Raw genomic sequence first — 22,988 nt, 5'->3', positions numbered from 1 at the left:
ATCAAAAAAGCAAAAATGAATACATTAATAGCTATAACAGGATTGGGTATTTTCTGCCTATTGTTTGAAATTCTTAATTTAAGAAAGGCCATCGTTCCTATTACCATTATTGGTTTATTAGGTGTTTTGGCACTTAACTTTTACGAATTTGGATTAGAGCAGAGTTATTACAATAACATGATTACGGTAAGTAAGTTCTCTACTGCGTTTTCATCATTGTTTATTATTTTAACCATTTTCTTAGTAGCATTAAGTCATAATTTTTACGAAAATCATCCTACCAAAATTTCAGATTTTGTTGCTATAAAAGTATTTTTATTAGCTGGAGGAGTTGCAATGGTTTCTTTTGGAAACTTAGCTATGTTTTTCTTAGGAATCGAAATTTTATCAATTGCTCTTTATGTTTTGGCTGCAAGCGAGCGTTTGAATTTGAAAAGCAACGAAGCTGGTATGAAATACTTCTTGATGGGATCTTTTGCATCTGGAATTATCTTATTCGGAATCTGTTTGATCTACGGAGCAATGGGAAGTTTCGATGTTGCTGAAATTCACGAAAGTTCTTTATCTGCCGAATTACCAATCTGGTTTCCAATTGGAATGATCTTAATGATTATCGGAATGTTATTTAAAGTTGCAGCAGTTCCTTTCCACTTCTGGGCTCCGGATGTTTACGAAGGATCTCCTGCTTTGACTACTGCGTTAATGAGTACTTTGGCTAAAGTTGTAGCAATTGCAACACTTTACAAATTAGTTTCAGCATTAAACTTAGTTCCATCTTTAGACAATCAGGATCTTTTAGGAACTTTTGAAACGATTGTAGTAATTATTTCAATAGCTTCTATGACTGTCGGAAATATAATGGCTTTACGTCAGGTCAATGTAAAACGTATGTTGGCATTCTCAGGAATCTCACATGCAGGTTTTATGTTGATGACTTTATTAACTGTAGCAACATCTGCAGGAGTATTATTATATTACACAGCTGCTTATGCATTAGCCGGAATCGCTGCTTTTAGTGTTGTTTTATATGTATGCAAAAATCAGGATAACGAAGATATTACAAACTTTCACGGTTTAGGAAAAACAAATCCATTATTGGCTGCTATCCTTACAGGTTCATTATTATCTATGGCCGGTATTCCAATTTTCTCTGGATTCTTTGCTAAGTTATTCTTATTCAATCAAACAATTCAAGCAGGATATATCGCTTTAGTAATCGTTGCTGTTATCAATTCTATTATTAGTGTTGGATATTATTTCAAACTAATTTTAGCAATGTATTCTAAAGAGCCAAATCAAGAACGTACCGGAAAACCTTTCCTTATTTATGCAGTTGCGATAATTTCAATTGTATTAAATATTGCATTAGGTTTATTTCCATCTTTAGTGTTAGACTTATTGAAATAAAATTAATTAAATAAAATACAAGTCCATCAAGAGTTTCTTTTGATGGACTTTTTGTTTTAAAAAGGATTTTAACAGACGAAAAAATCATGTTAAAAATTTAGCCGAAACTATAGGACTTCGAAAAAACTCCATATATTTGAATACAATTAAATGTATTAAAACTATGAACTTCAATTCAAAAAATCCATTTTTAAGCGACAAGCGTTTCTCATCAAATGCTGTTTCAAAAGCTGAAGAAGTACACCATGCACAAATTATTGATTACAATCAGGAAATGACATTGTCAGGTACTATCAATAAAACAGCTATTCTATTTTTAATATTATGTGCCTCTTCTATGATAACATGGTGGATGGCTTTTAATGGAATGAATCCAATTTTACCAGCTATTGGTGGTGCAATTGTTGGGTTAATTCTAGTTGTAGTTTCTACTTTTAAACCTCAGGCTTCACCATATTTAGCTCCTGGTTATGCTTTGTTTGAAGGTTTGTTTATTGGAGGTATTTCTGCAATATTTGAATTAAGATATCCTGGAATTGTAATTAATGCTGTTAGTGCAACATTAGTAACCTTTTTAGTTTGTTTAGGTTTATATAAATTTAAAATTGTAAAAGTTACGGAACAATTCAAATCAGTTGTTATTGCTGCTGCTTTAGCAATTGCTACTTACTATTTGATTTCATGGATTGCTTCTTTGATTTTTAAATTTACTCCTGTTCACTACGGAAATGGAATGATGAGTATTGGTATTAGCGTTTTCGTAATTATCATTGCTGCTTTGAACTTATTTTTAGATTTCGATCAAATCGAAAAAGGAGTTCAGGAAAGAATGCCAAAATTCATGGAATGGTATGGCGCAATGGGACTAATGATTACATTAGTTTGGTTATATATAGAATTCCTAAGATTACTATCAAAACTAGCAAGCAATAAATAGTTGCTACAAACAATAAAAATGAAGCCTTTTTGAAATTCAAAAAGGCTTTTTTTATGCCCAATTTTTACTCAAAAATATCTTCTTAAACTTATATATTTTCCAAATCAATTATATCTAAATTTAAATTTCTGATCAATTTCAACATAAAAATTTAATTTAAATTCTACTTAAAAATACTTTTATAAGCTAAAAAATCAATTCAAAAAATTTCAATTAACACTATTTTTCTTTAAAAATTAAATATTTATTTTTTGGATTTAAAAAAATGTAAGAATTGATATTTTTAATAAAATACCTTCTATTACAAATTTAAATTATCAGCAAAATTCTCACCTAACAATGTTTTCTATTGTTATGTAATAAATTGCATTTCGTGTAATTTATTACATAATAACCATTTTAATAATTAAAAAATTATATTATTATCGATTTTAACTAAAAATAAATATGTAATTCCAAAATAAGATATATTTTTGTGTAATCGATTACAATTCAACGTTGAGTTTTTGATATTTAAAATTATACATTTTTACAACTAACATCAAACCAAAAAATTATGAAAAAAAACCTACTTATTCTGATCGTATTTTTTCTCACTCTGCCAACTTGGGCACAACAGATTCAAATTAACGAAGCTTCAGGTTGGCTTGAATCTGCATTTGTAAAATGGCATCCTGTAAGTAATGCTCAAACGTATAATGTTTACTATTCAGGACAAGGAATTACAGATCAAAAAATAGACGATCAGCTTATTCGCAGTTACGGAACTTATTTCCGAGCTGATATTCCCGGACTTAAATCCGGAACCTACACTATCAAAGTAAAACCGGTGATTTCCGGCGTAGAAGGAACCGGATCTACAACCAATAATTTAACTGTTTTAGCACAAGATCGAAATGGTTTTGCTTTCGACGGTGGACGTGTTCCAGGAGGATACAAAGCGGATGGAACGCCGAAAGATGGAGCTGTTATTCTTTACATTACGCAAAACACAAAGAACACAATTTCCATGAATATTACTGGAGCTAGTGCAAATCCATGCGTTGGTTTACAAAACATTCTCTATGCTATCAAAAAAGGAAAAGATACACGACCATTTATTATTCGTTTAATTGGAAATATAACCGATATGACCGTGATGGAAGGTGGAGATGTTGTGATCGAAAACGCAAACAATGCTTCAAGCTACGTGACTATCGAAGGTGTAGGAACTGACGCTGTTGCAAATGGTTGGGGTGTACGTCTTAAAACTGCTTCAAATATCGAAGTTAGCAATATTGGTTTTATGAATTGCAATAGTACCGCAGGAGACAATGTAGGAATGCAACAGGATAATGACCATATTTGGGTTCACAATTGCGATTTATTCTACGGAAATGCAGGTAGTGACGCTGACCAAATTAAAGGCGATGGTGCGTTAGATAACAAATCGTCAACTTACATAACCTTGTCTTACAATCATTTTTGGGATAACGGAAAAGCAAGTCTTTTAGGCTTAAGCGAAGGAACTACAACGGGATTATATATTACATATCATCACAATTGGTTTGACCACTCCGATTCTCGTCATCCACGTGTTCGTTATTATTCAGCACATATTTACAACAACTATTATGACGGAGTTTCAAAATATGGAGCGGGATCAACTTTAGGATCGTCACTTTTTGTAGAGGGAAATTATTACCGTAATAGCAAACATCCGATGCTTACCTCTTTGCAAGGTTCTGATATTTGGGATGAAGCAAATCAAGTAAATAATGCCGGTACAATGGGAACTTTCTCCGGTGAAGCAGGAGGAACTATTAAAGCTTTCAACAATACTTTTGATGCTGATAATGCTACAAATAATATGCGTTTTGTTGCTTATGGCGATACAAATCCGTTATACAATATCTCAGGAAAAATAAGTTCTACTACAGATTTTGATGCTTATGTTGCCTCTACAAGAGGCGAAACTGTAAGCAGTAGTATTAAATCAAAATCTGGAGCAAATACGTATAACAACTTTGATACTAATGCTGCTTTGTACGTGAAAAACCTGACTATCGATCAACCTGCAGCGGCCAAAAATAAAGTAACACAATATTCTGGTCGTGTTTCTGGAGGAGATTTAAAATGGACATTCAACAATAGTGTTGACGATACATCATCACTTGTAATTTCAGCGTTAAAATCTGCACTTACTAATTATACAGGTTCATTAGTGGCAGTGCAAGGCGAAGGTAATCCACCAACAAGTACTCAAACTTTAACTTCGACAACAAATAATAATCAATCAGTAACAAGCGGAACGGCAATAAGCACAATAGTTTTCACTTGGGGTGGCGATGCTACTGATGCAACAGTAACGGGATTACCAGCTTCGGGAATTAGTTTTGTAAAAAATGCTACTGCAAAAACAATCACAATTACAGGAACTCCAACTGCTACAATATCTTATTCTATAGAAACTACAGGAACTGGAACTCCAGCAACAGGATCAGGAACTATTACTGTAACCGCTGCAGGAAGTCAGACACTTACATCTCCAACAAACAACAATCAAACTGTCGCAAGCGGAACAGCAATTGGTACAATAGTTTTTACTTGGGGCGGAAATGCTACAGATGCAACAGTAACTGGATTGCCAACTTCGGGAATTAGTTTTGTGAAAAATACAACTGCAAAAACAATCACAATTACAGGAACTCCAACAGCAAACGTTTCGTACTCAATTACTACAACCGGAACTGGAACTCCTGCAACAGGATCAGGAACAATTACAGTAACAACTAGTAATCCAAGCACGAACGAGATTCATAATTTTACAACATCTGGAAAAACAAGTTCATTTTATGCCATTACAGGAAACATGAACTCTTCTGCCGGATCTGTAACTTATGCAGGATTAACATTAACGGCACGTTTAAAAATTGAATCAAGTACTTCAATTACTTACACAACAACAAGTGCATCAACATTGACTTTGGTTTTTGATTCCAATTTTACAGGAACAGTTAAAGTAAATAACGTGTCTTATACTGCTTCTGCCGGAATCGTAACAGCATCAATTCCTGCAGGAACAAATACAATAACAAAAGGATCTGTAGCTAACCTTTTCTACATTAGTACTGAATATAGCGGAAGCACATTACGTCTTGCAAAAACGGCTGAAATAGCAGAAACGACAGAAAGTACTAAAGTAATTTTATACCCAAATCCGGCAACAGACACTTTATATTTATCAGATTCTGATCAACAAGTAGAGAAAGTTCTTCTTTATAATATGTCAGGAACATTAGTAAAAACAGTACAAAAAGGGAATCAAAGCATTGATTTGACAGGATTAATTCCAGGAACATATTTAGCAAAAATTTATACTGCAAATGGTTCAATCAATCAAACTATTCTTAAGAAATAACAAATTGTTATAATGTTAGAAAAAACAAAAGGCTTCCAAATTGGAAGCCTTTTTTATATAATTGATTACTTAAAAAGAATCTACAAATCAAATTTGATTCCTTGCGCCAAAGGCAAACTAGTAGTATAATTGATTGTATTGGTTTGGCGACGCATATAAATTTTCCAAGCATCAGATCCAGATTCTCTACCTCCACCGGTTTCTTTTTCTCCACCAAAAGCACCTCCAATTTCAGCACCGGAAGTTCCAATATTTACGTTTGCAATTCCGCAATCAGAACCTACCACAGATAAAAATCTTTCGGCTTCACGTAAATTATTCGTCATAATAGCAGATGATAATCCTTGTGCAACTCCGTTTTGAAGCTCGATTGCATTATCAACTTCTCCTGAATATTTAATTAAATATAAAACCGGAGCAAATGTTTCGTGTTGTACAATTGCAAATGAATTTTGAGCTTCAGCAATTGCAGGTCTCACATAACAGCCACTTTCGTAACCTTCTCCCGAAAGTACTGCACCTTCGACTAAGATATTTCCACCTTCGGCAACCACTTTATTCAAAGCCTGAGCATACAATTCAACAGCATGAGTGTCAATTAGCGGACCAACGTGATTATTTTCGTCAAGCGGATTTCCGATTCTTAACTGTTGGTAAGCCGCCACTAAAGCATCTTTTACTTTATCATAAATACTTTCGTGAATGATCAGTCTTCGAGTTGATGTACAACGTTGTCCTGCAGTTCCCACAGCACCAAAAACTGCTCCAATAACAGTCATTTTAATATCAGCATCCGGAGTTACAATGATAGCATTATTTCCTCCCAATTCTAATAACGATTTACCTAAACGACCCGCAACTGCTTGAGCAACAATTTTTCCCATTCGGGTTGAACCTGTCGCAGAAACTAACGGAATTCGAGTATCAGCCGTCATTAATTCACCTATTTTATAATCACCGTTTATCAAACATGAAATTCCTTCCGGTAAATTATTTTCTTTGATAACTTGCGCGATTATATTTTGACAAGCAATTCCGCAAAGAGGTGTTTTTTCAGAAGGTTTCCAAACGCAAACATCTCCTGAAATCCATGCCAAAGCAGTATTCCATGACCAAACTGCAACCGGAAAATTAAATGCCGAAATAATTCCAACAACTCCAAGTGGATGATATTGCTCATACATACGATGTCCTGGTCTTTCAGAATGCATTGTTAATCCGTGTAATTGGCGCGATAAACCTACAGCAAAATCACAGATATCGATCATTTCCTGTACTTCGCCATAACCTTCTTGCAATGATTTTCCCATTTCATAAGAAACCAATTTACCAAGAGCTTCTTTATTTTCGCGCAACTTTTGCCCAAACTGACGTACAATTTCTCCACGTTGTGGTGCAGGAATTAAACGAAATGTTTTAAAAGCTTCTGTTGCTGCACGCATTACTTTTTCGTAATCTTCTTGTGTTGACATTTTTACCGAAGCAATTAATTTTCCGTCAACTGGTGAAAAACTATCTAAATTTCCACCTGAAGCAAAATTCTGCGTTCCCGTTGATGTTCCGTCATTTACCAATTTGATGCCCAATTTTTCCAGAGCCTCATTCATTCCAAATTGCGATGCTATTGTTGTCATTGTAACTTTTTTAGTTAAAATTGTTATATTTTTATTGTAAAGATATTATTTACAGTTGAATTTAAACTCAAATCCGTTGTTAAAATCAAAGTAAATTTAGGGTTAATTAATAGCATTTAAAGGAATACGCTATAATTTATTCACTATAATTCATGAAATTTGCGGTAACAAAATTACTTAAATATGAATATTTTCAATCGTCTTCTACTCTGCTTCTTTTTAATTTCAATAAATGGATTTGCTCAAAAAGAACAAAAGCCTGCTTTTCAGGTTGTTCCTTTGGGAATAAAAGGTGGTATTGACGAAAAAAATCTTTCTGCTTATTTGGTAGCACCAACAAATACAAACGATTTTATTTCTTTGGATGCAGGAACCATAAATGCAGGAATCGAAAAAGCAATTGAAAACAAGGTTTTTAAAGTTCCAACCAGCGATGTTTTGCGAAAATATATTAAAGGATATTTTATTTCACATGCACATTTAGATCACGTTTCGGGATTGATTATTAATTCACCGGCTGATTCTTCAAAAACGGTTTATGCAACTGAAAAATGTATGGAAATGATGGAGAATCATTATTTTAATGATCAAACGTGGGCAAATTTTGGAGACAAAGGTCTTGGAACTCCATTAAAAAAATACCATTTTCAAACTTTAAATATCGGAGAAGAAACACCAATCAACAATACAACGATGACCGTGAAAGCATTCCCGTTAAGTCACGTGAATCCGTTTGAAAGTACTGCTTTCCTGATTAGAAATGGAGATTCTTATGTGCTTTATTTAGGAGATACCGGACCAGATTCTGTTGAAAAAAGCGATAAACTAAAATCTCTTTGGACAGCGATTGCGCCTCTCGTAAAAAGCAAACAATTAAAAGGAATCTTTATTGAAGTTTCATTCCCAAATGAGCAACCTGACAAATTTTTGTTTGGACATTTAACTCCAAATTACTTAATGAAAGAACTTCATGTTCTTGAAGAATTATCAGGAAAAGACACTTTGAAAGGTTTCAATATTATTGTTACGCACTTAAAACCTCCAACTAAAAATATTATCAAACTTAAAGAGCAACTTAAAAATCAAAACGACTTAGGCTTGAAGATTATTTATCCTGAACAAGGGAAAAGATTTGAGTTGTAAACGAGTTAATTAGACACTCCCGATAATGATCGGGATTTACAGATTAAACGGATTTTTTTTCTTTTGTCATTTCGACGGAGGAGAAATCACACGCGCTGATCGACAAAGATTGGCGATTTTCTTTGTGGAGTTTCTAGTGTGATTTCTCCTCCGTCGAAATGACAATATTGTGTTAATCATTGTTCTTAAATAATCTTTTTTCTTCTCAATTCCTCTAACATTTCTTCATGAGTTATAAAATCTCCATTTTTAAAATCAAGTTTACCTTGTTCTATATCTGCTTTTAATTCCTTCAAAAAATCTTCTTCTTCATTGGAATTATTTACAATTTTATCTTTCATATTTTAAGCTTATTAAAATTCTTTTTATAGTGATTTCCTAGCCTCGATAGAAGTGGAAATCCTTTTTCTGGCTTCTTTAGCCAGAAAAAGATTGAAACGGATAGAGGGAAATAGCTCCTAAAAACTAAAAGTCTAATTTTGAAACTTTTAATTGCGACTAAACCCGACAGGTTTTAAAAACCTGTCGGGTTTGAATTTTGAGATAAATTATTCCTTCGCCACAAATCTCGGATCAGATTCCATTATGGTTCCGCAATTGTCGCAAGTTCTTAGTTCTTCTGAATTGTAGAAATGTTCGAAATGTGGCAAGAAGTCTTTCTCTATGTTATGGAGTTCAAAAAATACTTCGTAAAGTTTATGATTGCAGTTGTCACAATGCCAAAGCAAACCGTCAGTATATCCTTTTCCGGCACGTTTGCGCTCGATTACCAAACCTATAGAACCCTCTGAACGAACTGGAGAATGCGGGATTTTTGCTGGATGAAGATACATATCACCGGCATTTAATTCCATTTCTTTGCGTTCGCCATCTTCCTGAATTACAACTTTGATACTTCCTTCGAGTTGGTAAAAAAGCTCTTCGGTTTCGTTATAATGATAGTCTTTTCGGGCATTTGGACCTGCAACAATCATCACAATATAATCACCGGAATCAACATAAAGATTTTTGTTTCCAACTGGTGGTTTTAATAAATGACGATTTTCATCGATCCATTTGGTAAGATTAAAAGGTTTTGCAATTGCCATTTTTTAAGGTGCTAAGTTTCTAAGTAGCTAAGTTAGGGAAAAGTTTTATTTCATCTCTTTGATCAAATAAATATAAACCGGAAAATGATCACTAAAACCAACTTCTGTCAAAGTATGTCTCAACGGATATCCTTTATATTGTCCCGATTTTTGAATCAAATAAGATCTACTGAATATCCCTGCTTTCCAATATTTAAATGTAGCGAAATCCGGTTTTATGAGTGATTCTGAAATTATAATTTGGTCGAAAATATCCCAGGAATCTCGAAAAGCTATTGTTCCCATTCCTTTGTTTGCTATTTCTTCAAACGGATTGAAAACACCAAACTCTGGAACTTCACTCTTTTTTGCTTTGGCTCCTAAAGCTATTTTTACGCTTTTATTAAAAGGTCCGTCGTTTAAATCGCCCATTGTAATGACTTTTGCATTTGGGTTAATCTGTTGCAAAGAATCAATAATTTTCCGGTTTAGGTTTGCTGCAGCTTCCCGAAATGGACTACTGGCTTTTTCTCCGCCGGATCTTGACGGCCAATGATTTACAATAATATGTATTTCTTCATCCTCCAGAAAACCGGTAACTAATAACTGATCTCGTGTAAATATTCGATTATTATTTTCAATTTTAGGTTCGAATTCATCATCTGTTTCCTCTTTTTTATCTTCCTTTATTGACAACTTATTTTTGTAGATATATAAAGGTATATTGGAATAAGATGTGGGTTTGAAATGTTTTTTCTGATATAATAATACAACATCAATTCCGCGTTTGTCAGGAGAATCAAAATGAATGATTCCGTAACCAAAATCTACTAATTTATCCTGTTTGATTAAATCTTCGACTACGCCACGGTTTTCAATCTCAGAACCTCCAATAATAGTTGGCGCATTTGGGTTTTCGGGCGTTCCTATTTCAGATAAAACTCTTGAAAGATTCTTTAATTTCTGTTGGTATTTTTCTTCTGTCCAATTTTGCGATCCCGTTGGTGTCCATTCGTTATCATTTGTATTTGGATCATCGTGCGTATCAAAAAGATTTTCGAAATTATAAAATGCAACGGTATGAATTGCATATTTTTTTGATTGTGCTTGTACAAATGACAATGAAAAAAATGCCATTATATAAAGTTTAAAGGAGAGCGTTTGCATAAATAATTCTTTAGAAGGATCAATGTAGGCAAATTAATTGTTTTGTAAGAAATTTCTAATTTATTTTTTGAATCATTTTTTTGAATATCACAGAATCTCTTGTAACTTGCTGACTCAAATCTCTCTTTCGATAAAATGAAAAACATATTTTTTCCCTTTCTATTTCTTATTCTTTTTAATAACACAAATGCGCAAAAAAATAGTTCGTTTGTTGATAGTATAAGGGTAAAATATAATATTCCTGAAGTTGCTTATGCAGTAGTTTCTGCTGATTCAATTTTAGAAATTCAAGCTTTGGGATATCAGAGAATAAACTCAAAATACAAGGCTAAAATCGATGATAAATTTAGATTGGGATCTATTACCAAAACGATAACCAGTTATCTTGCAGCAACTTTAGTTAAACAAGGAAAAATAAAATGGGATACTAAGTTTTTTGATTTATATCCAGAGTTAAAAGCCAAAAGCAATCCGGCGACTTACAATTTTACGTTACAAGATTTCATCACTTTTCGAGCAGGAATCAACACTTGGTCGTATGGAAATGAAACTCCGACTCAGGAAGAAATCAAAGGCGATAATCAGCAACAGCGTTATGAGTTTATTGCTTGGTTTTTGCAACAGAATCCTGCTACAGAAAAGCAAGTTGTTTATTGGTCAAATCCAAGTTATGTTGCTGCGGGATTAATGCTCGAAAAAGCAACTGGCAAAACCTATGAGTCATTAGTAAAGGAATTGAGCAAAAGTCTTAATATCGATTTTGGTTTTGGTCAGCCGAATTTAAAAGATAAAAATCAGCCTTGGGGACATGATGAAAATCTCGAACCTGAAAAACCTTTCTTAAATTATAAATTAAACTGGCTTTCATCAGCAGGAAACATAAATGTTAATTTGCCTGATTATTGCAAGTTTACTCAAATGGAGCTTCAGGGATTATTAGGAAAATCTAAAGTGTTTACGAAAGAAGAATTCGAATACATGCATTATGGTTTACCCGAATTTTCGTTTGGATGGAATTCTGAAATTAATGAAAAAAGCAAATTGAAATATTCTTTTCATAACGGAAATCCCGGAACTTTTTTAACCAAAGTGTATATTTGTAAAACAATCAACAAAGCTTTCCTCCTATTTGCCAATGTACAATCTGAAGAAGCTGATAAAGGTCTTCTATTAATATTAGAAGAATTGCAAAACAAATATGGCGGTTGATTCTCTTAATCTAAACCCGATTTAAAAAATAATTTATAATTTTAAGCAAAAAGAAATCATGAACACGAACAAACTCCAAGACACCAGAAAAAGCTTTGCTTTTGGTACATTCGTATTTCTTATTTTTGCTTTACATTCATTTACCTGTCAATCCCAACAAAAGATGATCACACCACCTTATTTACAAAAAGGAGATACTGTTGCGCTTTTAGCAACTGCCAGAAAAAACATTGATGACAATCTAAAACCTACAATAGATTTATTGCATAGTTGGGGTTTAGAAGCTGTTGTTGGAACTACAATTGGACTTGATTTTAATCAACTGGCAGGAACTGACGAACAACGTGCTGCCGATTTTCAGCATCAGTTGGATAATCCAAATATCAAAGCAATTTGGTGTGTTCGTGGCGGATATGGAACGGTAAGAATGATCGATTTATTGGACTTTACCAAATTCAAACAACACCCAAAATGGATTATTGGTTTTAGCGACGTAACAGTTCTACACAATCATTTGAATACGATGGGTTATAAATCTATTCACGGTGTTATGCCTGTAACGATTCCGCGTGCAACTCCGGCGGCTATAAGTTCTATGAAATCGAGCTTGTTTGGTGAACCTGTTTCCTACTCAATCGCTCCGGATAAAATGAACCGTTTTGGAAAAGCAACTGGCGAATTAGTTGGTGGAAATCTCTCTATTCTTTATAGTTTATTGGGTTCACAATCGGCAATTGATTGCAAGGATAAGATTTTATTTATCGAAGATCTTGATGAATACTTATATCATATTGATCGAATGATGATGAATTTGAGACGTAACGGATGTATCGAAAACCTTAAAGGAATTATTGTGGGCGGAATGACCAAAATGAAAGACAATGAAGTTCCTTGGGGTAAAAATGCTCTTGAAATCGTAGACGATGTAACTAAAAAATATAATATTCCCGTAATTTTTAATTTTCCAGCCGGACATATTCAGGATAATCGAGCCTTAATTATGGGAAATATAATTTCTATTGATGTAAATGAAACTGGAAGTACAGTTTCATTTCAAAAATAATATAGTCGTTTCTTATCTCTTTTAAATAAGAGAAAATACCACATATCATAATCTCGCAAAGACGCGAAGTTGCAAAGTTTGAATCAACCTTTGTGATTTCGCGTCTTTGCTTACAAATTGCTTACGAACTCATAATTCATAACTCACAATTAAAAAATGGCTGAACATAATGAACTTGGAAAAAAAGGAGAAGAACTATCCGTAGAATATCTTCAACAAAATGGATATAAAATTCTAGATCGAAATTGGACTTTTCAAAAAGCCGAAATAGATATTATTGCCCAAAAAGATTCCATTTTGGCCATTGTAGAAGTGAAGACAAGATCGAGTCTGGATTTTGGTTCTCCGCAAGATTTTGTGAAGCCAAAAAAAATTCAACTACTTATAAAAGCAGTAAATGCCTACATAAACGATAGGGAAAAGGATTTTGAAGAAAATATTGAAATCCGTTTTGACATCATTGCAATCCATAAAAGTGGCGAAACATTTGCAATTGAACATCTTACTGATGCTTTTTATCACTTTTAACATAATTTTTTATTGTTATAATTATAACAAATTGTTTTTTTATTTATATTTGCATAAATTTATAACACCCATATTAACTAAACCAACCCAATCAAGTTACAAAAAAAAAGAAAAAAAATTATGAAAACCGTTTCTTCAATCGTCGAAAATTACATTAAAACAAAACCCTTTTTATTAAATGCATTATCGCTTGGAATTATCAATCTAACTTCTCTTTCGCGGAACATTATGACCGAATTGGAAAGTGAATTTGGCAAAGAGGTAAAACAAGGCGCTGTTGTAATGTCGTTAAAACGGCTTACAGAAGAATTGGATTTTAAATTAAATCATAAAATCAATAAAGTAATCAAGAATATTGGTGAAATCACAGTAAGATCTGAATTGACGGATTACACTTTTGCTGCATCAGAAACTGTTTTAAACAAACAAGCTGATTTAATCTCTGATATCAACGCTTTATCTGATATTTTTTATACTTCGTCACGTGGTGTTAACGAAACTAATATTGTAGTAAGTAGTAGTGTGAATCATTTGGTTGAAAAACACTTTATGCGCGAAAAACTGATTCAGAAATTAGATAATTTAGCGTCTATCACAGTAAAATTACCTAAGGAAAACATCGTCGTTCCGGGAATTTATTACTTTATCTTTCAGCGTTTAGCATGGGAAGGAATCATTATCAACGAGGTAATTTCGACTTCAAATGAATTTACAATTTTGGTTGGTGAAGATCAGGTTGATGTTGCTTTTAAAGTAATTAAAGATTTGAAAAATTAATCAAATATGATACAATAGAATCTTTATCTGATTCTTCCTTTTATAAAATCCATTTATCTTTTTTAAACAAAAGATAAATGGATTTTTTCTTTCTCCAATTATTACTAAATCATCAATCATTTTATTACAGAATAAGAATATTCGTAAAAAATAAAATTATTTGTAATTATTACACAAAATATCAGTTAAAAAGTCACACACTTGATAAAAAGAGACTTAGCAACGCTTTTACTACGATTTTGGCTGAAATGAACTAAAAAAAATAAAATTAAGTTTTTTTTAATACTATATGCTGAGAATAATATTTTTATATATTTGCTAACCCGTCAGCAGATTAGAGTACCAATTTTGACAGTATCATAATATAATTAGATTTAAATACGGACTAATTAAATTAATGTTAGAAACAAACAATCATAGCGAACAATTATTGGTGAGTGAGCTCAAAAATGGCAACGAAAAAGCATTTCGTTCTCTTTTTGATTTATACTATCAGGATATCTATGGTTACAGCGTTAGTCTTTTAAAATCAAAAGAGGCTGCTGAAGAAAATGTACAGGATGTTTTTATGAAAGTTTGGCAAAACCGCGAGAACCTAAATCCGGACCAATCTTTTAAAGCTTATATTTTTACTATTGCACGAAATCAGGCATTTAATGCTCTAAATAAAGCAGCAAATGATTTAGTGCTAAAAGAAGCCGTTTTTTATGAAAGTCAAAAATCACATGAATATGGTGATTATTCGATTCGGGAAGAAGATTGCAAAAAACTTCGGAAACAGGCCATGAAACAATTGCCTCCCAAACGAAAGCAGATTTTTAAAATGTCTCGAAAGAAGGGAATGAGTTATGAAGAAATTAGCCAGGAACTTGGCATCTCTATAAATACAGTCCGGAACCAAATGAGTAAAGCATTAGAATCAATGCGAGTCTTTTTTCACGTTCATGACGAGATTATCTAAACCAAAAAACCACATTAACCATTAAAATCACTCTTCTCGGGTGATTTTTTTTTGTTTTAATTTTAAGCTTAACCGCAAAGTACGCAAAGGTTTACGCAAAGATCGCAAAGTATAACGCTGAGGCTTTGTCAAAGATTTTTTTGCGCATAGTAAACCCGACAGGTTTTAAAAACCTGTCGGGTTTCGTTACGTCCAGAAACTTCGACATTTTGTGATCATTCATTATTCAGAGTGGCAAAAAAACCGTTTATCAAAAAATAAAATAAAAATTTTTAGAATATTCATTTTAGCATAAACCTCAACAAAATCAGTACTTTACAGCGTTTGTCAATTAGCTCAAATGTTAAAATTGAAAAATTTACAACGTTTGAGTAGTACTCAACGAGACTTCAACTGTATTATATCAGAACCGGACCTTAAATCAATTCTTAATGAATTCAAATTCTGAAATAAAAAGTCTTTTACAAAAGTTTGTTTTAAACGAATGTACACCCGAGGAAACAAACGAGGTAGTTGCCTATTATAAAAAAAATAAACTTACAGATGATTTCCCTTCTGTAGAAGATATTCAGGCGCTTCTTATTGAAACTCCAAAAATGGATAGACAAACTGCCGATGATATTTTCTTAAATATTTTGTCAGCTTCAAAAGAAAATGAAACGACGATTCAAATTGCTCCTGAAAGATCAAACTTCAAAAAATACATTTCGATTGCTGCTTCTATTGTTGTTTTATTAGGAGTTGGATTTTTCTACAAACAAAGTCTTTCAACTAAACCTGTTGAACAAAAATTTGATTTCAAAAGTTCTGATATCGTATTACAATTAGAAGATGGACAAACTCAAATTATATCAGAAAATAATTCGGCTCAGGTAAAAGATGCCAAAGGAAATATTGTTGGAAATCAAAACGGAGATAAAATTGTTTATGATGCTAATACTGGTTTAGAGAAAGTAGCTTATAACATTATTAAGATTCCATATGGCAAAAAATTCCAATTGCAATTGTCTGACGGAACAATGGTTCATCTGAATGCAGGAACAACTTTAAAATATCCTGTGAAATTTATTGCCGGAGAAAACAGACAGGTATTTCTAAACGGAGAAGCTTTTTTTGATGTTGCCAAAGATAAAAAACACCCTTTTATTGTAAATGCTGACGCCCTGAATGTACGTGTTCTGGGAACTCATTTTAATGTTTCGAATTATCCTGAAGATGCTGCAACAGATGTAGTTTTAGTAGAAGGTTCTGTTGGAATGTATGGCTTAAACGAAGAGTTTGACGCTAATAAAAATACTGTTTTGAAACCTGGTTATAAAGGAAGTTTCAACAGAGAAAACAATGCGATTTCTACCAAAGCTGTTATCACTGATATTTATACTTCATGGATAAATGGCGGATTAACCTTTAGAAATATGACTTTCAAAAACATTATTACAAAATTGGAAAGACGCTACAATGTTACAATTGTAAACAAAAATGAAAAATTGGCCAACGAGAAATTCAATGCAAGTTTTAATGATGAATCTATTGAAAAAGTTATGAGTTATTTCAATGACATTCACGGTATAAATTACACCATAAAAAACAATCAAATACTAATTAAATAACCACTAACCAATGAAAAAAAATGAAGAAAGAAAAGTACTAAAATAAAAAAATCGGAAAGAGCTGCGAACAATTTCCGATTAACTAAGTGATTGAATATAACGAATTAACTACAATCAATTAACAAAATTATGAAAAAAAAATCAAAGAATACTGGGTTTTTATACCGAGTGTTCCAAAATGACCTAAAATTGAAATTAACTACACTACTTATTTTGGTCGCCATGTTTAACATTAGAGGGAATACTTATGCCCAAAAAACAAAAGTAACCCTTGAATTAAACAATTCAACAATCGAAAAGGTTATTGAGACCATAGAACAAAAAACAGATTTCAGGTTTATTTACAAACTGAATGACATCGACTTAGATCGAACGATTTCAATTTCTGTAAAAGATCAGTCGATATATGTTGTTTTGGATAAACTTTTTAAAGGAACTCCAACCGAATTTAAAATTCGCGATACTCAGATTATTCTAAAAAAGCCAGAACTTAAAACAGAAATTATTCAGTTTCAAAAACAAACCGTTTCCGGAATTATCACGGATGAAAATGGTTTGCCATTGCCTGGAGCATCTGTTTTTGAAGAAGGAACTAAAAACGGAATGGTAACTGATTTTGACGGTAAATACAAACTTACTGTCGAAAGCAATACGGCTGTAATTGTAGTAACTTTTATTGGATATAAAGAGAAAAAAGTAACCGCAAACCAAAGCGTTATCAATATACAGCTTCTTCCTGATGCCACAAACTTACAGGAAATTGTTGTAGTTGGTTACGGTACTACTGCCAGAAAAGATGTTACCGGAGCTGTTTCTTCAATAGCTGCAAAAGACATGAATCAAGGTGCGATTGTAAATCCGCTATCTTTGATTTCGGGAAAAGCAGCTGGTGTAAACATTACTCAAGTTGGTAGTGAGCCAGGTTCAGGACCAAGCGTTCGTATTAGAGGAATCTCTTCTTTGATTGGAGGAAATGATCCTTTAGTTGTTGTAGATGGAATTCAGGGAAACATGGATTTATTAAATCAGGTTCCGCCTTCTGAAATTGAAACTATAGATGTTTTAAAAGATGCTTCGGCTACTGCAGTTTACGGTTCCAGAGGAGCGCCTGGAGTTATCATTGTAACTACTAAAAAAAGTAAAGCGGGAAAAACTACTTTGGAATATAATGGATATACTTCTATAGATTTTATTCCAAAAAAATTGGATATGCTTGATTCTAACCAATGGTGGCAAACAGCCCAAAGTGTTGGTGTTCCAGCATCTTCAAATCATGGCTCAAATACAGATTGGTACGGTCTTTTGACTCAAACAGGAATAACTCAAACTCACACATTATCATTTGGTGGAGGAACAGATAAATTTAATTACAGAGCATCTATTACAGCTATTTTGCAAGATGGTGTGGTAATTAATTCAAGCAATCAAAAATATATTGGTCGTTTGCAAGCGACGCAATTGGCTCTTGATGACAAATTAAAATTGACGTTTAATTTAAATTCGGGAGTAAATAATGTAACGAGCAGTATTGGTAATATTGGAACTGTAGGTTACTCATCAAACTTAATTACAAATGCATTATTGGCAAGACCAACAGATCCTGTTTTTAATACTGATGGAAGTTATTTTACAGATTCAACGGTATTTCACTATTTAAATCCTTATGCAGCTGCACAAGAAGTTACAAATGAAAGACAAGAAGACAATTTATTTGGAAGTTTAAAGGCCGAATTAGATTTAGGTAAAGGTTTCTCAGCAAACTGGTTTGGAAGCTGGAGAAAGACAAATTCTTCTACAGGATTTTACATGCCATCGAAATCAACAGATGCTAATGCTGTTGAGCAAAACGGTTTTGCTAATATTGATAATAAGAGACAAAACGAAAAATTAACTAATCTTAGTCTTAACTACAAAAAGACTTTCGGAATCCATAGCTTTAATGCATTGGCTTTATACGAATGGCAAAGCCAAACTTATCAGGGTAATTATACTCAGGCAAGAGGTTTTATCAGTGATGAGGCTAGTTACAATGCACTTCAATTTGGCGATTTGTCTAAAGTAAGAACCGGAGATATCAGATCTTATAAAAACGACAGAACTTTAGTTTCTTATTTAGGAAGATTAAACTACTCTTTATTAGATCGTTATTTACTTACAGCTAGTATCAGACGAGATGGTTCATCTGTGTTTGGAGCAAATAATAAATGGGGGAATTTTCCATCTGCATCTGTGGCATGGCAAATCAACAAAGAATCATTTATGACTAATCAGAATTTATTTTCTGAATTAAAATTACGCGTAGGTTATGGTGAAACCGGTAATCAACAAGGTCTTGTACCACAAACTTCATTGCCGTTAGTTGATAGTGCCGGAACTATATATTTTGGAGGATCTCTTATTACCAATTTTGGTATTTCTCAAAATGCAAATGCTGATTTGAAGTGGGAAACAAAAAAGCAAACCAATATCGGGCTTGATTTTGCCCTTTTAAACAATCGATTAAGAGGTAGCGTAGATGTTTACGATTCTACAACAGATAATTTATTATTCAACTACACGGTACCACAACCGCCTTATCCATACGATCAAATTAAAGCAAACGTAGGAAGCATTTCAAATAAAGGATTAGAAGTTGCTCTTGCTTATGATGTTATAAAATCAGAAAATAGCACACTTACATTAGCAGGAAACGTGTCCTTTATGAAAAACGAAGTGCTTAATTTAACCGGCAACATTAATGGTATTCCTTTAAATACTAATTATGTAAGCTGGGCTGGTACGCCAAATTTATATTTAGTACAAGGACAACCAATTGGTTCATTTTACACTTTAGAGCATACCGGAGTAAATGGAAACGGTGTTGAAACTGTAAAGGATCGTGATGGAAGCGGTCTTATAGATCAAGGCGCAAGAAGCGCAGATCGTTATAATGCAGGTTCAGCATTACCAACTTATACATTTGCCTTTAACCCAACTTATAGATACAAAGCTTTTGATGTATCTATGTTATGGAGAGGTTCCGGAGGAAACAAAATTTACAACGCCCTTAATCAAAGATTAAGCATGCTTGAGAATACCGGTAGTTCAAATATTTTACAAAGTGCTGTAGACAAAGGAATTCGTTCTTCACCATACGGATCTGATATATGGTTAGAAGATGGTTCATTCATACGTCTGGATAATGTTACTGCAGGATATACTTTCCGTTTTACTGATAAGTACATCGACAATATTCGACTTTCTCTTACAGGAAACAACTTACTTCTTATCACAGATTACACAGGTGTTGATCCGGAATTGAACGTAAGCGCAAGTGGTGACCCTGCTGATAATTTTGGTCAGGATAAAGGTATTTATCCTCGTACAAGAAGTGTTGCATTTGGTTTGACTGTAAAATTTAAATAGTAAAAAGAAATGAAAATTAAAAATATAGTAATAGCAGGAAGCGTATGTTTCCTAAGCCTTTTTAGCTGTTCTGATATCAACGAAAATATATACGACAAATATCAACCAGACAGCTTTTATGGAACTCCTGAAGGAGCAAATCTTGCCTTAGCAAGTGTTTACGCAGAAATTCCAGGAGATTTTGAACGTAAAGGCGTACCAGGTGTTGGTTATGCAGGAGCAGATAACGGCTGGTATGACATGAACTGTATGTCATCAGATGAGCAGGTAATTCCGCATAGAAATGATGGTAACTGGCAACAGGATTTTGCTCGTTTGCACAAACATGTATGGCTTCCAACTGAGTCCATTATTAACAATACATGGAGATGGTTATACAATGGTATTTTCAAAGCCAATTTAGCGGTTGAATTATTAGAAAAATCAAATGCTGATGCTTCAAAAATTGCTGAAGCAAAAGTAGTACGTGCCTTCTTTTATTATTTATTGATAGACGATTTTGGAGATGTTCCTTTTTATACGGATAACAATACTACAGTAGATAAAATTCCTCAGGCAAGCCGTAAAGTAGTATATGATTTTATTGTAAAAGAATTGACTGATAATGTAGAACTTCTTTCAGTGACAAAAGGAGGAAAATATTACGGAAGATTCAATAAATGGGCAGGATATACCTTATTAGCAAAAGTATATCTAAATGCAAAAGTATACACAGGAGAAGCAAAATGGAACGAATGCTTGGCAGCTTGTAATAAAGTAAGTGAAGGCGGATATACACTACACTCAGGTGATGAAAATACTGCCAGCCCATTAGGAAATAAATATTACGAATTATTTGGAGATGTATTGCCGGATGATGAAACTATTTTACCTATCTATGCTACACTTGATGTTGTTTCTCGTAATATTTATACCAATCGTAGTTTATATGGTCCGCATGGTAAATCTTTATTTGGATTTGATACTTGGAACGGAACTATAGTGCCTAAAGATTTCTTCCTGAAATATGCTTTAAACGATGTTAGAAGAAAACAGTTTTTAGTTGGAGAACAAAAAGGCGGATTTAATTATACGCTTGATGTTGCTTCTTTAGACGATCCGGGAGCTGATCCTCAGGCTGGAGTTCGTAACATTAAGTTTTATCCTGCTGGAGCAATATCTGGTGGAGGAGCTTCAAATGACTTTCCAATTTACAGATATGCTGACGTAATTTTAATGATGGCAGAATGTAATGTTCGTTTAGGAAATCCTGGTGCGGCAAAACCTTTTGTAGATCAAATAAGAAAACGTGCAGGTTTAGCTGCTCTTGACGCAAACCCAACTCTTGATAATATTTATGATGAAAGAGGTTTTGAATTAAACTGGGAAGGTCACAGAAGACAAGACATGATTCGTTTTGACAAATTTTTATTGGCAAACGAATTCAGACCAGAATCTCCTGCTTACAGAAAATTGTTCCCAATTCCAACATCTGCATTAGATGCTAATCCTGGACTTAAACAAAACCCAGGTTACTAAAAACAAAAACTATTATGAAAAAATATATAAATAAATTATTCGTACTAGGCAGTTTGCTTTTTTTAGCAGCTTCCTGCGAAACTGATGGACAACTAACAACCTTAGCAACGGTAACTTTCCCTTCTGCTATTGAAGTTTCATCGAGTACAATAGTGCTTAAAGAAGATGTATCTGATCAGCAAGTCTTACTTGTTTCATGGCCAAAAGTGACTTATCCAATCGCTGCGCCCGTTACTTATGCTTTACAATTTGATCTAAGTACCGATATCAAAGGAAGCGAAGCTTGGGGAAAAGCTAAACGAGTTGAAGTTGGACAAGATGTTTTAAGCAAATCTTTTACTGTACTCGAATTGAATAAAATTGCTACAGAATTAGGTCTAAAACCTAACGTTCCCGGAGAATTAGTAATTCGTGTTGAATCTACTATGGATCATAGAATTTATTCAACTCCAGTTACAATAACCGTTACGCCTTACGAAAAAGTAGTCGTATTTGGCGAAATATATATGCCGGGAAGTTATCAAGGTTGGGCTATAGAAACAGCAGCTGGATTAAAAGAAATACAAGTAGGAATATTTCAAGGTTATATGACTTTACCTGAAGGTGCAGGTCCTGGATTTAAAATAAATAGAGAGAGAAACTGGGCTCAGTTCTTTGGTGCAGGAGCTACAAACTCTGATCTAAAAAACATGAGTGATACTGATTTTACTCTTTCAGGACCAGGTTCGTATCAGATAAAAGTAAATTTAAATACTTTAAAATGGACCGCTACCGCTTATTCTTGGGGAATTGTTGGAACAGCAACAGCCGGAAGTTGGGATGCAAGTACTCCAATGAGCTATGATCACCAAACCAAAACATGGAAGATCACTACCACTCTAGCGCCAGGAGCCTTAAAATTTAGATTAAATAATTCGTGGGATGTAAATTATGGTCCTGCAGATTCTTCAACAAATACAATTAACCTTGGTAATACAGCAGCTTATACCATTGGAGAAGCAGGAACTTATGAAGTAACCTTTACAATAAACGAAGTAGATCCGGCAAGCAATGGCTACCCTGCAACTGCAACTTGTACTATCGTTAAAAAATAATCTAACATTTAAAATAAGCTAGATTAGTTTGAGTGATACCTGCCTTTCTTGAGCAAAAGGCAGGATAT

At 33.5% G+C, this 22,988-nt stretch carries 17 protein-coding genes; 13 read left to right on the top strand and 4 right to left on the bottom strand.

All coding sequences use genetic code 11. The annotated features are described in order from the left end of the window. Positions 1 to 15 precede the first annotated feature (15 nt). The 3 genes from WN975_RS20515 (at position 16) to WN975_RS20505 (ending at position 5,744) form a co-directional block, all read left to right on the top strand. Entirely contained in the window at positions 16 to 1,407 is a 1,392-nt protein-coding gene (locus tag WN975_RS20515; protein WP_337968113.1) for an NADH-quinone oxidoreductase subunit N, read from the top strand. Positions 1,408 to 1,570: 163 nt separating this feature from the next. Further along, a complete protein-coding gene (locus WN975_RS20510) occupies positions 1,571 to 2,344 on the top strand; it encodes a Bax inhibitor-1/YccA family protein (RefSeq protein WP_337968112.1) in 774 nt (257 codons plus the stop codon). A 556-nt stretch (positions 2,345 to 2,900) separates the two neighbouring features. Beyond that, positions 2,901 to 5,744, top strand: coding sequence for a T9SS type A sorting domain-containing protein (locus WN975_RS20505; protein WP_337968111.1), 2,844 nt, complete (start codon positions 2,901 to 2,903; stop codon positions 5,742 to 5,744). A gap of 80 nt (positions 5,745 to 5,824) precedes the next feature. Here the strand turns inward: WN975_RS20505 and WN975_RS20500 are convergent, their stop codons facing one another. After that, the gene (locus tag WN975_RS20500; protein ID WP_337968110.1) at positions 5,825 to 7,378 is read right to left on the bottom strand and encodes an aldehyde dehydrogenase family protein; all 1,554 of its coding nucleotides are present in this window, start codon (positions 7,376 to 7,378) and stop codon (positions 5,825 to 5,827) included. A gap of 183 nt (positions 7,379 to 7,561) precedes the next feature. On the opposite strand from WN975_RS20500, the gene WN975_RS20495 reads away from it, so the two are divergent. Next, positions 7,562 to 8,521 (top strand): 3',5'-cyclic-nucleotide phosphodiesterase, encoded by a 960-nt coding sequence (locus tag WN975_RS20495; protein WP_337968109.1) that lies wholly within the window; start codon positions 7,562 to 7,564, stop codon positions 8,519 to 8,521. A 185-nt stretch (positions 8,522 to 8,706) separates the two neighbouring features. Here WN975_RS20495 and WN975_RS20490 read toward each other — a convergent pair whose 3' ends face one another. The 3 genes from WN975_RS20490 to WN975_RS20480 all read right to left on the bottom strand — a co-directional run bounded on the left by WN975_RS20490 (position 8,707) and on the right by WN975_RS20480 (position 10,725). Continuing rightward, complete coding sequence (locus WN975_RS20490) at positions 8,707 to 8,862, bottom strand: hypothetical protein (protein ID WP_337968108.1); 156 nt, start codon at positions 8,860 to 8,862, stop codon at positions 8,707 to 8,709. 207 nt (positions 8,863 to 9,069) lie between these two features. Next, the gene (locus WN975_RS20485; protein WP_337968107.1) at positions 9,070 to 9,609 is read right to left on the bottom strand and encodes a 3-hydroxyanthranilate 3,4-dioxygenase; all 540 of its coding nucleotides are present in this window, start codon (positions 9,607 to 9,609) and stop codon (positions 9,070 to 9,072) included. A gap of 45 nt (positions 9,610 to 9,654) precedes the next feature. Beyond that, entirely contained in the window at positions 9,655 to 10,725 is a 1,071-nt protein-coding gene (locus WN975_RS20480; RefSeq protein WP_337968106.1) for an endonuclease/exonuclease/phosphatase family protein, read from the bottom strand. Positions 10,726 to 10,890: 165 nt separating this feature from the next. Here WN975_RS20480 and WN975_RS20475 point away from each other — a divergent pair, with 165 nt between their 5' ends. The 9 genes from WN975_RS20475 to WN975_RS20435 all read left to right on the top strand — a co-directional run bounded on the left by WN975_RS20475 (position 10,891) and on the right by WN975_RS20435 (position 22,920). After that, positions 10,891 to 11,964, top strand: coding sequence for a serine hydrolase domain-containing protein (locus tag WN975_RS20475; protein ID WP_337968105.1), 1,074 nt, complete (start codon positions 10,891 to 10,893; stop codon positions 11,962 to 11,964). A gap of 163 nt (positions 11,965 to 12,127) precedes the next feature. Beyond that, on the top strand, positions 12,128 to 13,027 hold the full coding sequence (locus WN975_RS20470) for an LD-carboxypeptidase (protein WP_337968104.1): 900 nt from the start codon (positions 12,128 to 12,130) through the stop codon (positions 13,025 to 13,027). A gap of 156 nt (positions 13,028 to 13,183) precedes the next feature. Then, on the top strand, positions 13,184 to 13,555 hold the full coding sequence (locus WN975_RS20465; protein WP_099710303.1) for a YraN family protein: 372 nt from the start codon (positions 13,184 to 13,186) through the stop codon (positions 13,553 to 13,555). Positions 13,556 to 13,675: 120 nt separating this feature from the next. Next, entirely contained in the window at positions 13,676 to 14,332 is a 657-nt protein-coding gene (locus WN975_RS20460) for a hypothetical protein (RefSeq protein WP_008466087.1), read from the top strand. A gap of 397 nt (positions 14,333 to 14,729) precedes the next feature. Further along, entirely contained in the window at positions 14,730 to 15,293 is a 564-nt protein-coding gene (locus tag WN975_RS20455) for an RNA polymerase sigma-70 factor (RefSeq protein WP_337968103.1), read from the top strand. Between the two features lie 431 nt (positions 15,294 to 15,724). Then, the gene (locus tag WN975_RS20450) at positions 15,725 to 16,903 is read left to right on the top strand and encodes a DUF4974 domain-containing protein (protein WP_337968102.1); all 1,179 of its coding nucleotides are present in this window, start codon (positions 15,725 to 15,727) and stop codon (positions 16,901 to 16,903) included. Between the two features lie 189 nt (positions 16,904 to 17,092). Next, positions 17,093 to 20,308: a TonB-dependent receptor gene (locus tag WN975_RS20445; protein WP_337968101.1), complete on the top strand. Its 3,216-nt coding sequence runs from the start codon at positions 17,093 to 17,095 to the stop codon at positions 20,306 to 20,308. Between the two features lie 9 nt (positions 20,309 to 20,317). Next, entirely contained in the window at positions 20,318 to 21,826 is a 1,509-nt protein-coding gene (locus WN975_RS20440) for a RagB/SusD family nutrient uptake outer membrane protein (protein ID WP_337968100.1), read from the top strand. A 14-nt stretch (positions 21,827 to 21,840) separates the two neighbouring features. Beyond that, positions 21,841 to 22,920, top strand: coding sequence for a SusE domain-containing protein (locus WN975_RS20435; RefSeq protein WP_337968099.1), 1,080 nt, complete (start codon positions 21,841 to 21,843; stop codon positions 22,918 to 22,920). The last annotated feature ends 68 nt before the right edge of the window (positions 22,921 to 22,988 follow it).

This window comes from uncultured Flavobacterium sp. (assembly GCF_951805225.1).
In the GTDB taxonomy this organism is placed as follows: domain Bacteria; phylum Bacteroidota; class Bacteroidia; order Flavobacteriales; family Flavobacteriaceae; genus Flavobacterium.
This window is presented reverse-complemented; position numbering and strand designations above follow the sequence as displayed.

Bases quoted from the DNA above. Each gene is read 5' to 3' on its own strand.
- WN975_RS20515 (WP_337968113.1), top strand. From the start codon at position 16: ATGAATACATTAATAGCTATAACAGGATTGGGTATTTTCTGCCTATTG.
- WN975_RS20510 (WP_337968112.1), top strand. From the start codon at position 1,571: ATGAACTTCAATTCAAAAAATCCATTTTTAAGCGACAAGCGTTTCTCA.
- WN975_RS20505 (WP_337968111.1), top strand. From the start codon at position 2,901: ATGAAAAAAAACCTACTTATTCTGATCGTATTTTTTCTCACTCTGCCA.
- WN975_RS20500 (WP_337968110.1), bottom strand. From the start codon at position 7,378: ATGACAACAATAGCATCGCAATTTGGAATGAATGAGGCTCTGGAAAAA.
- WN975_RS20495 (WP_337968109.1), top strand. From the start codon at position 7,562: ATGAATATTTTCAATCGTCTTCTACTCTGCTTCTTTTTAATTTCAATA.
- WN975_RS20490 (WP_337968108.1), bottom strand. From the start codon at position 8,862: ATGAAAGATAAAATTGTAAATAATTCCAATGAAGAAGAAGATTTTTTG.
- WN975_RS20485 (WP_337968107.1), bottom strand. From the start codon at position 9,609: ATGGCAATTGCAAAACCTTTTAATCTTACCAAATGGATCGATGAAAAT.
- WN975_RS20480 (WP_337968106.1), bottom strand. From the start codon at position 10,725: ATGGCATTTTTTTCATTGTCATTTGTACAAGCACAATCAAAAAAATAT.
- WN975_RS20475 (WP_337968105.1), top strand. From the start codon at position 10,891: ATGAAAAACATATTTTTTCCCTTTCTATTTCTTATTCTTTTTAATAAC.
- WN975_RS20470 (WP_337968104.1), top strand. From the start codon at position 12,128: ATGATCACACCACCTTATTTACAAAAAGGAGATACTGTTGCGCTTTTA.
- WN975_RS20465 (WP_099710303.1), top strand. From the start codon at position 13,184: ATGGCTGAACATAATGAACTTGGAAAAAAAGGAGAAGAACTATCCGTA.
- WN975_RS20460 (WP_008466087.1), top strand. From the start codon at position 13,676: ATGAAAACCGTTTCTTCAATCGTCGAAAATTACATTAAAACAAAACCC.
- WN975_RS20455 (WP_337968103.1), top strand. From the start codon at position 14,730: ATGTTAGAAACAAACAATCATAGCGAACAATTATTGGTGAGTGAGCTC.
- WN975_RS20450 (WP_337968102.1), top strand. From the start codon at position 15,725: ATGAATTCAAATTCTGAAATAAAAAGTCTTTTACAAAAGTTTGTTTTA.
- WN975_RS20440 (WP_337968100.1), top strand. From the start codon at position 20,318: ATGAAAATTAAAAATATAGTAATAGCAGGAAGCGTATGTTTCCTAAGC.
- WN975_RS20435 (WP_337968099.1), top strand. From the start codon at position 21,841: ATGAAAAAATATATAAATAAATTATTCGTACTAGGCAGTTTGCTTTTT.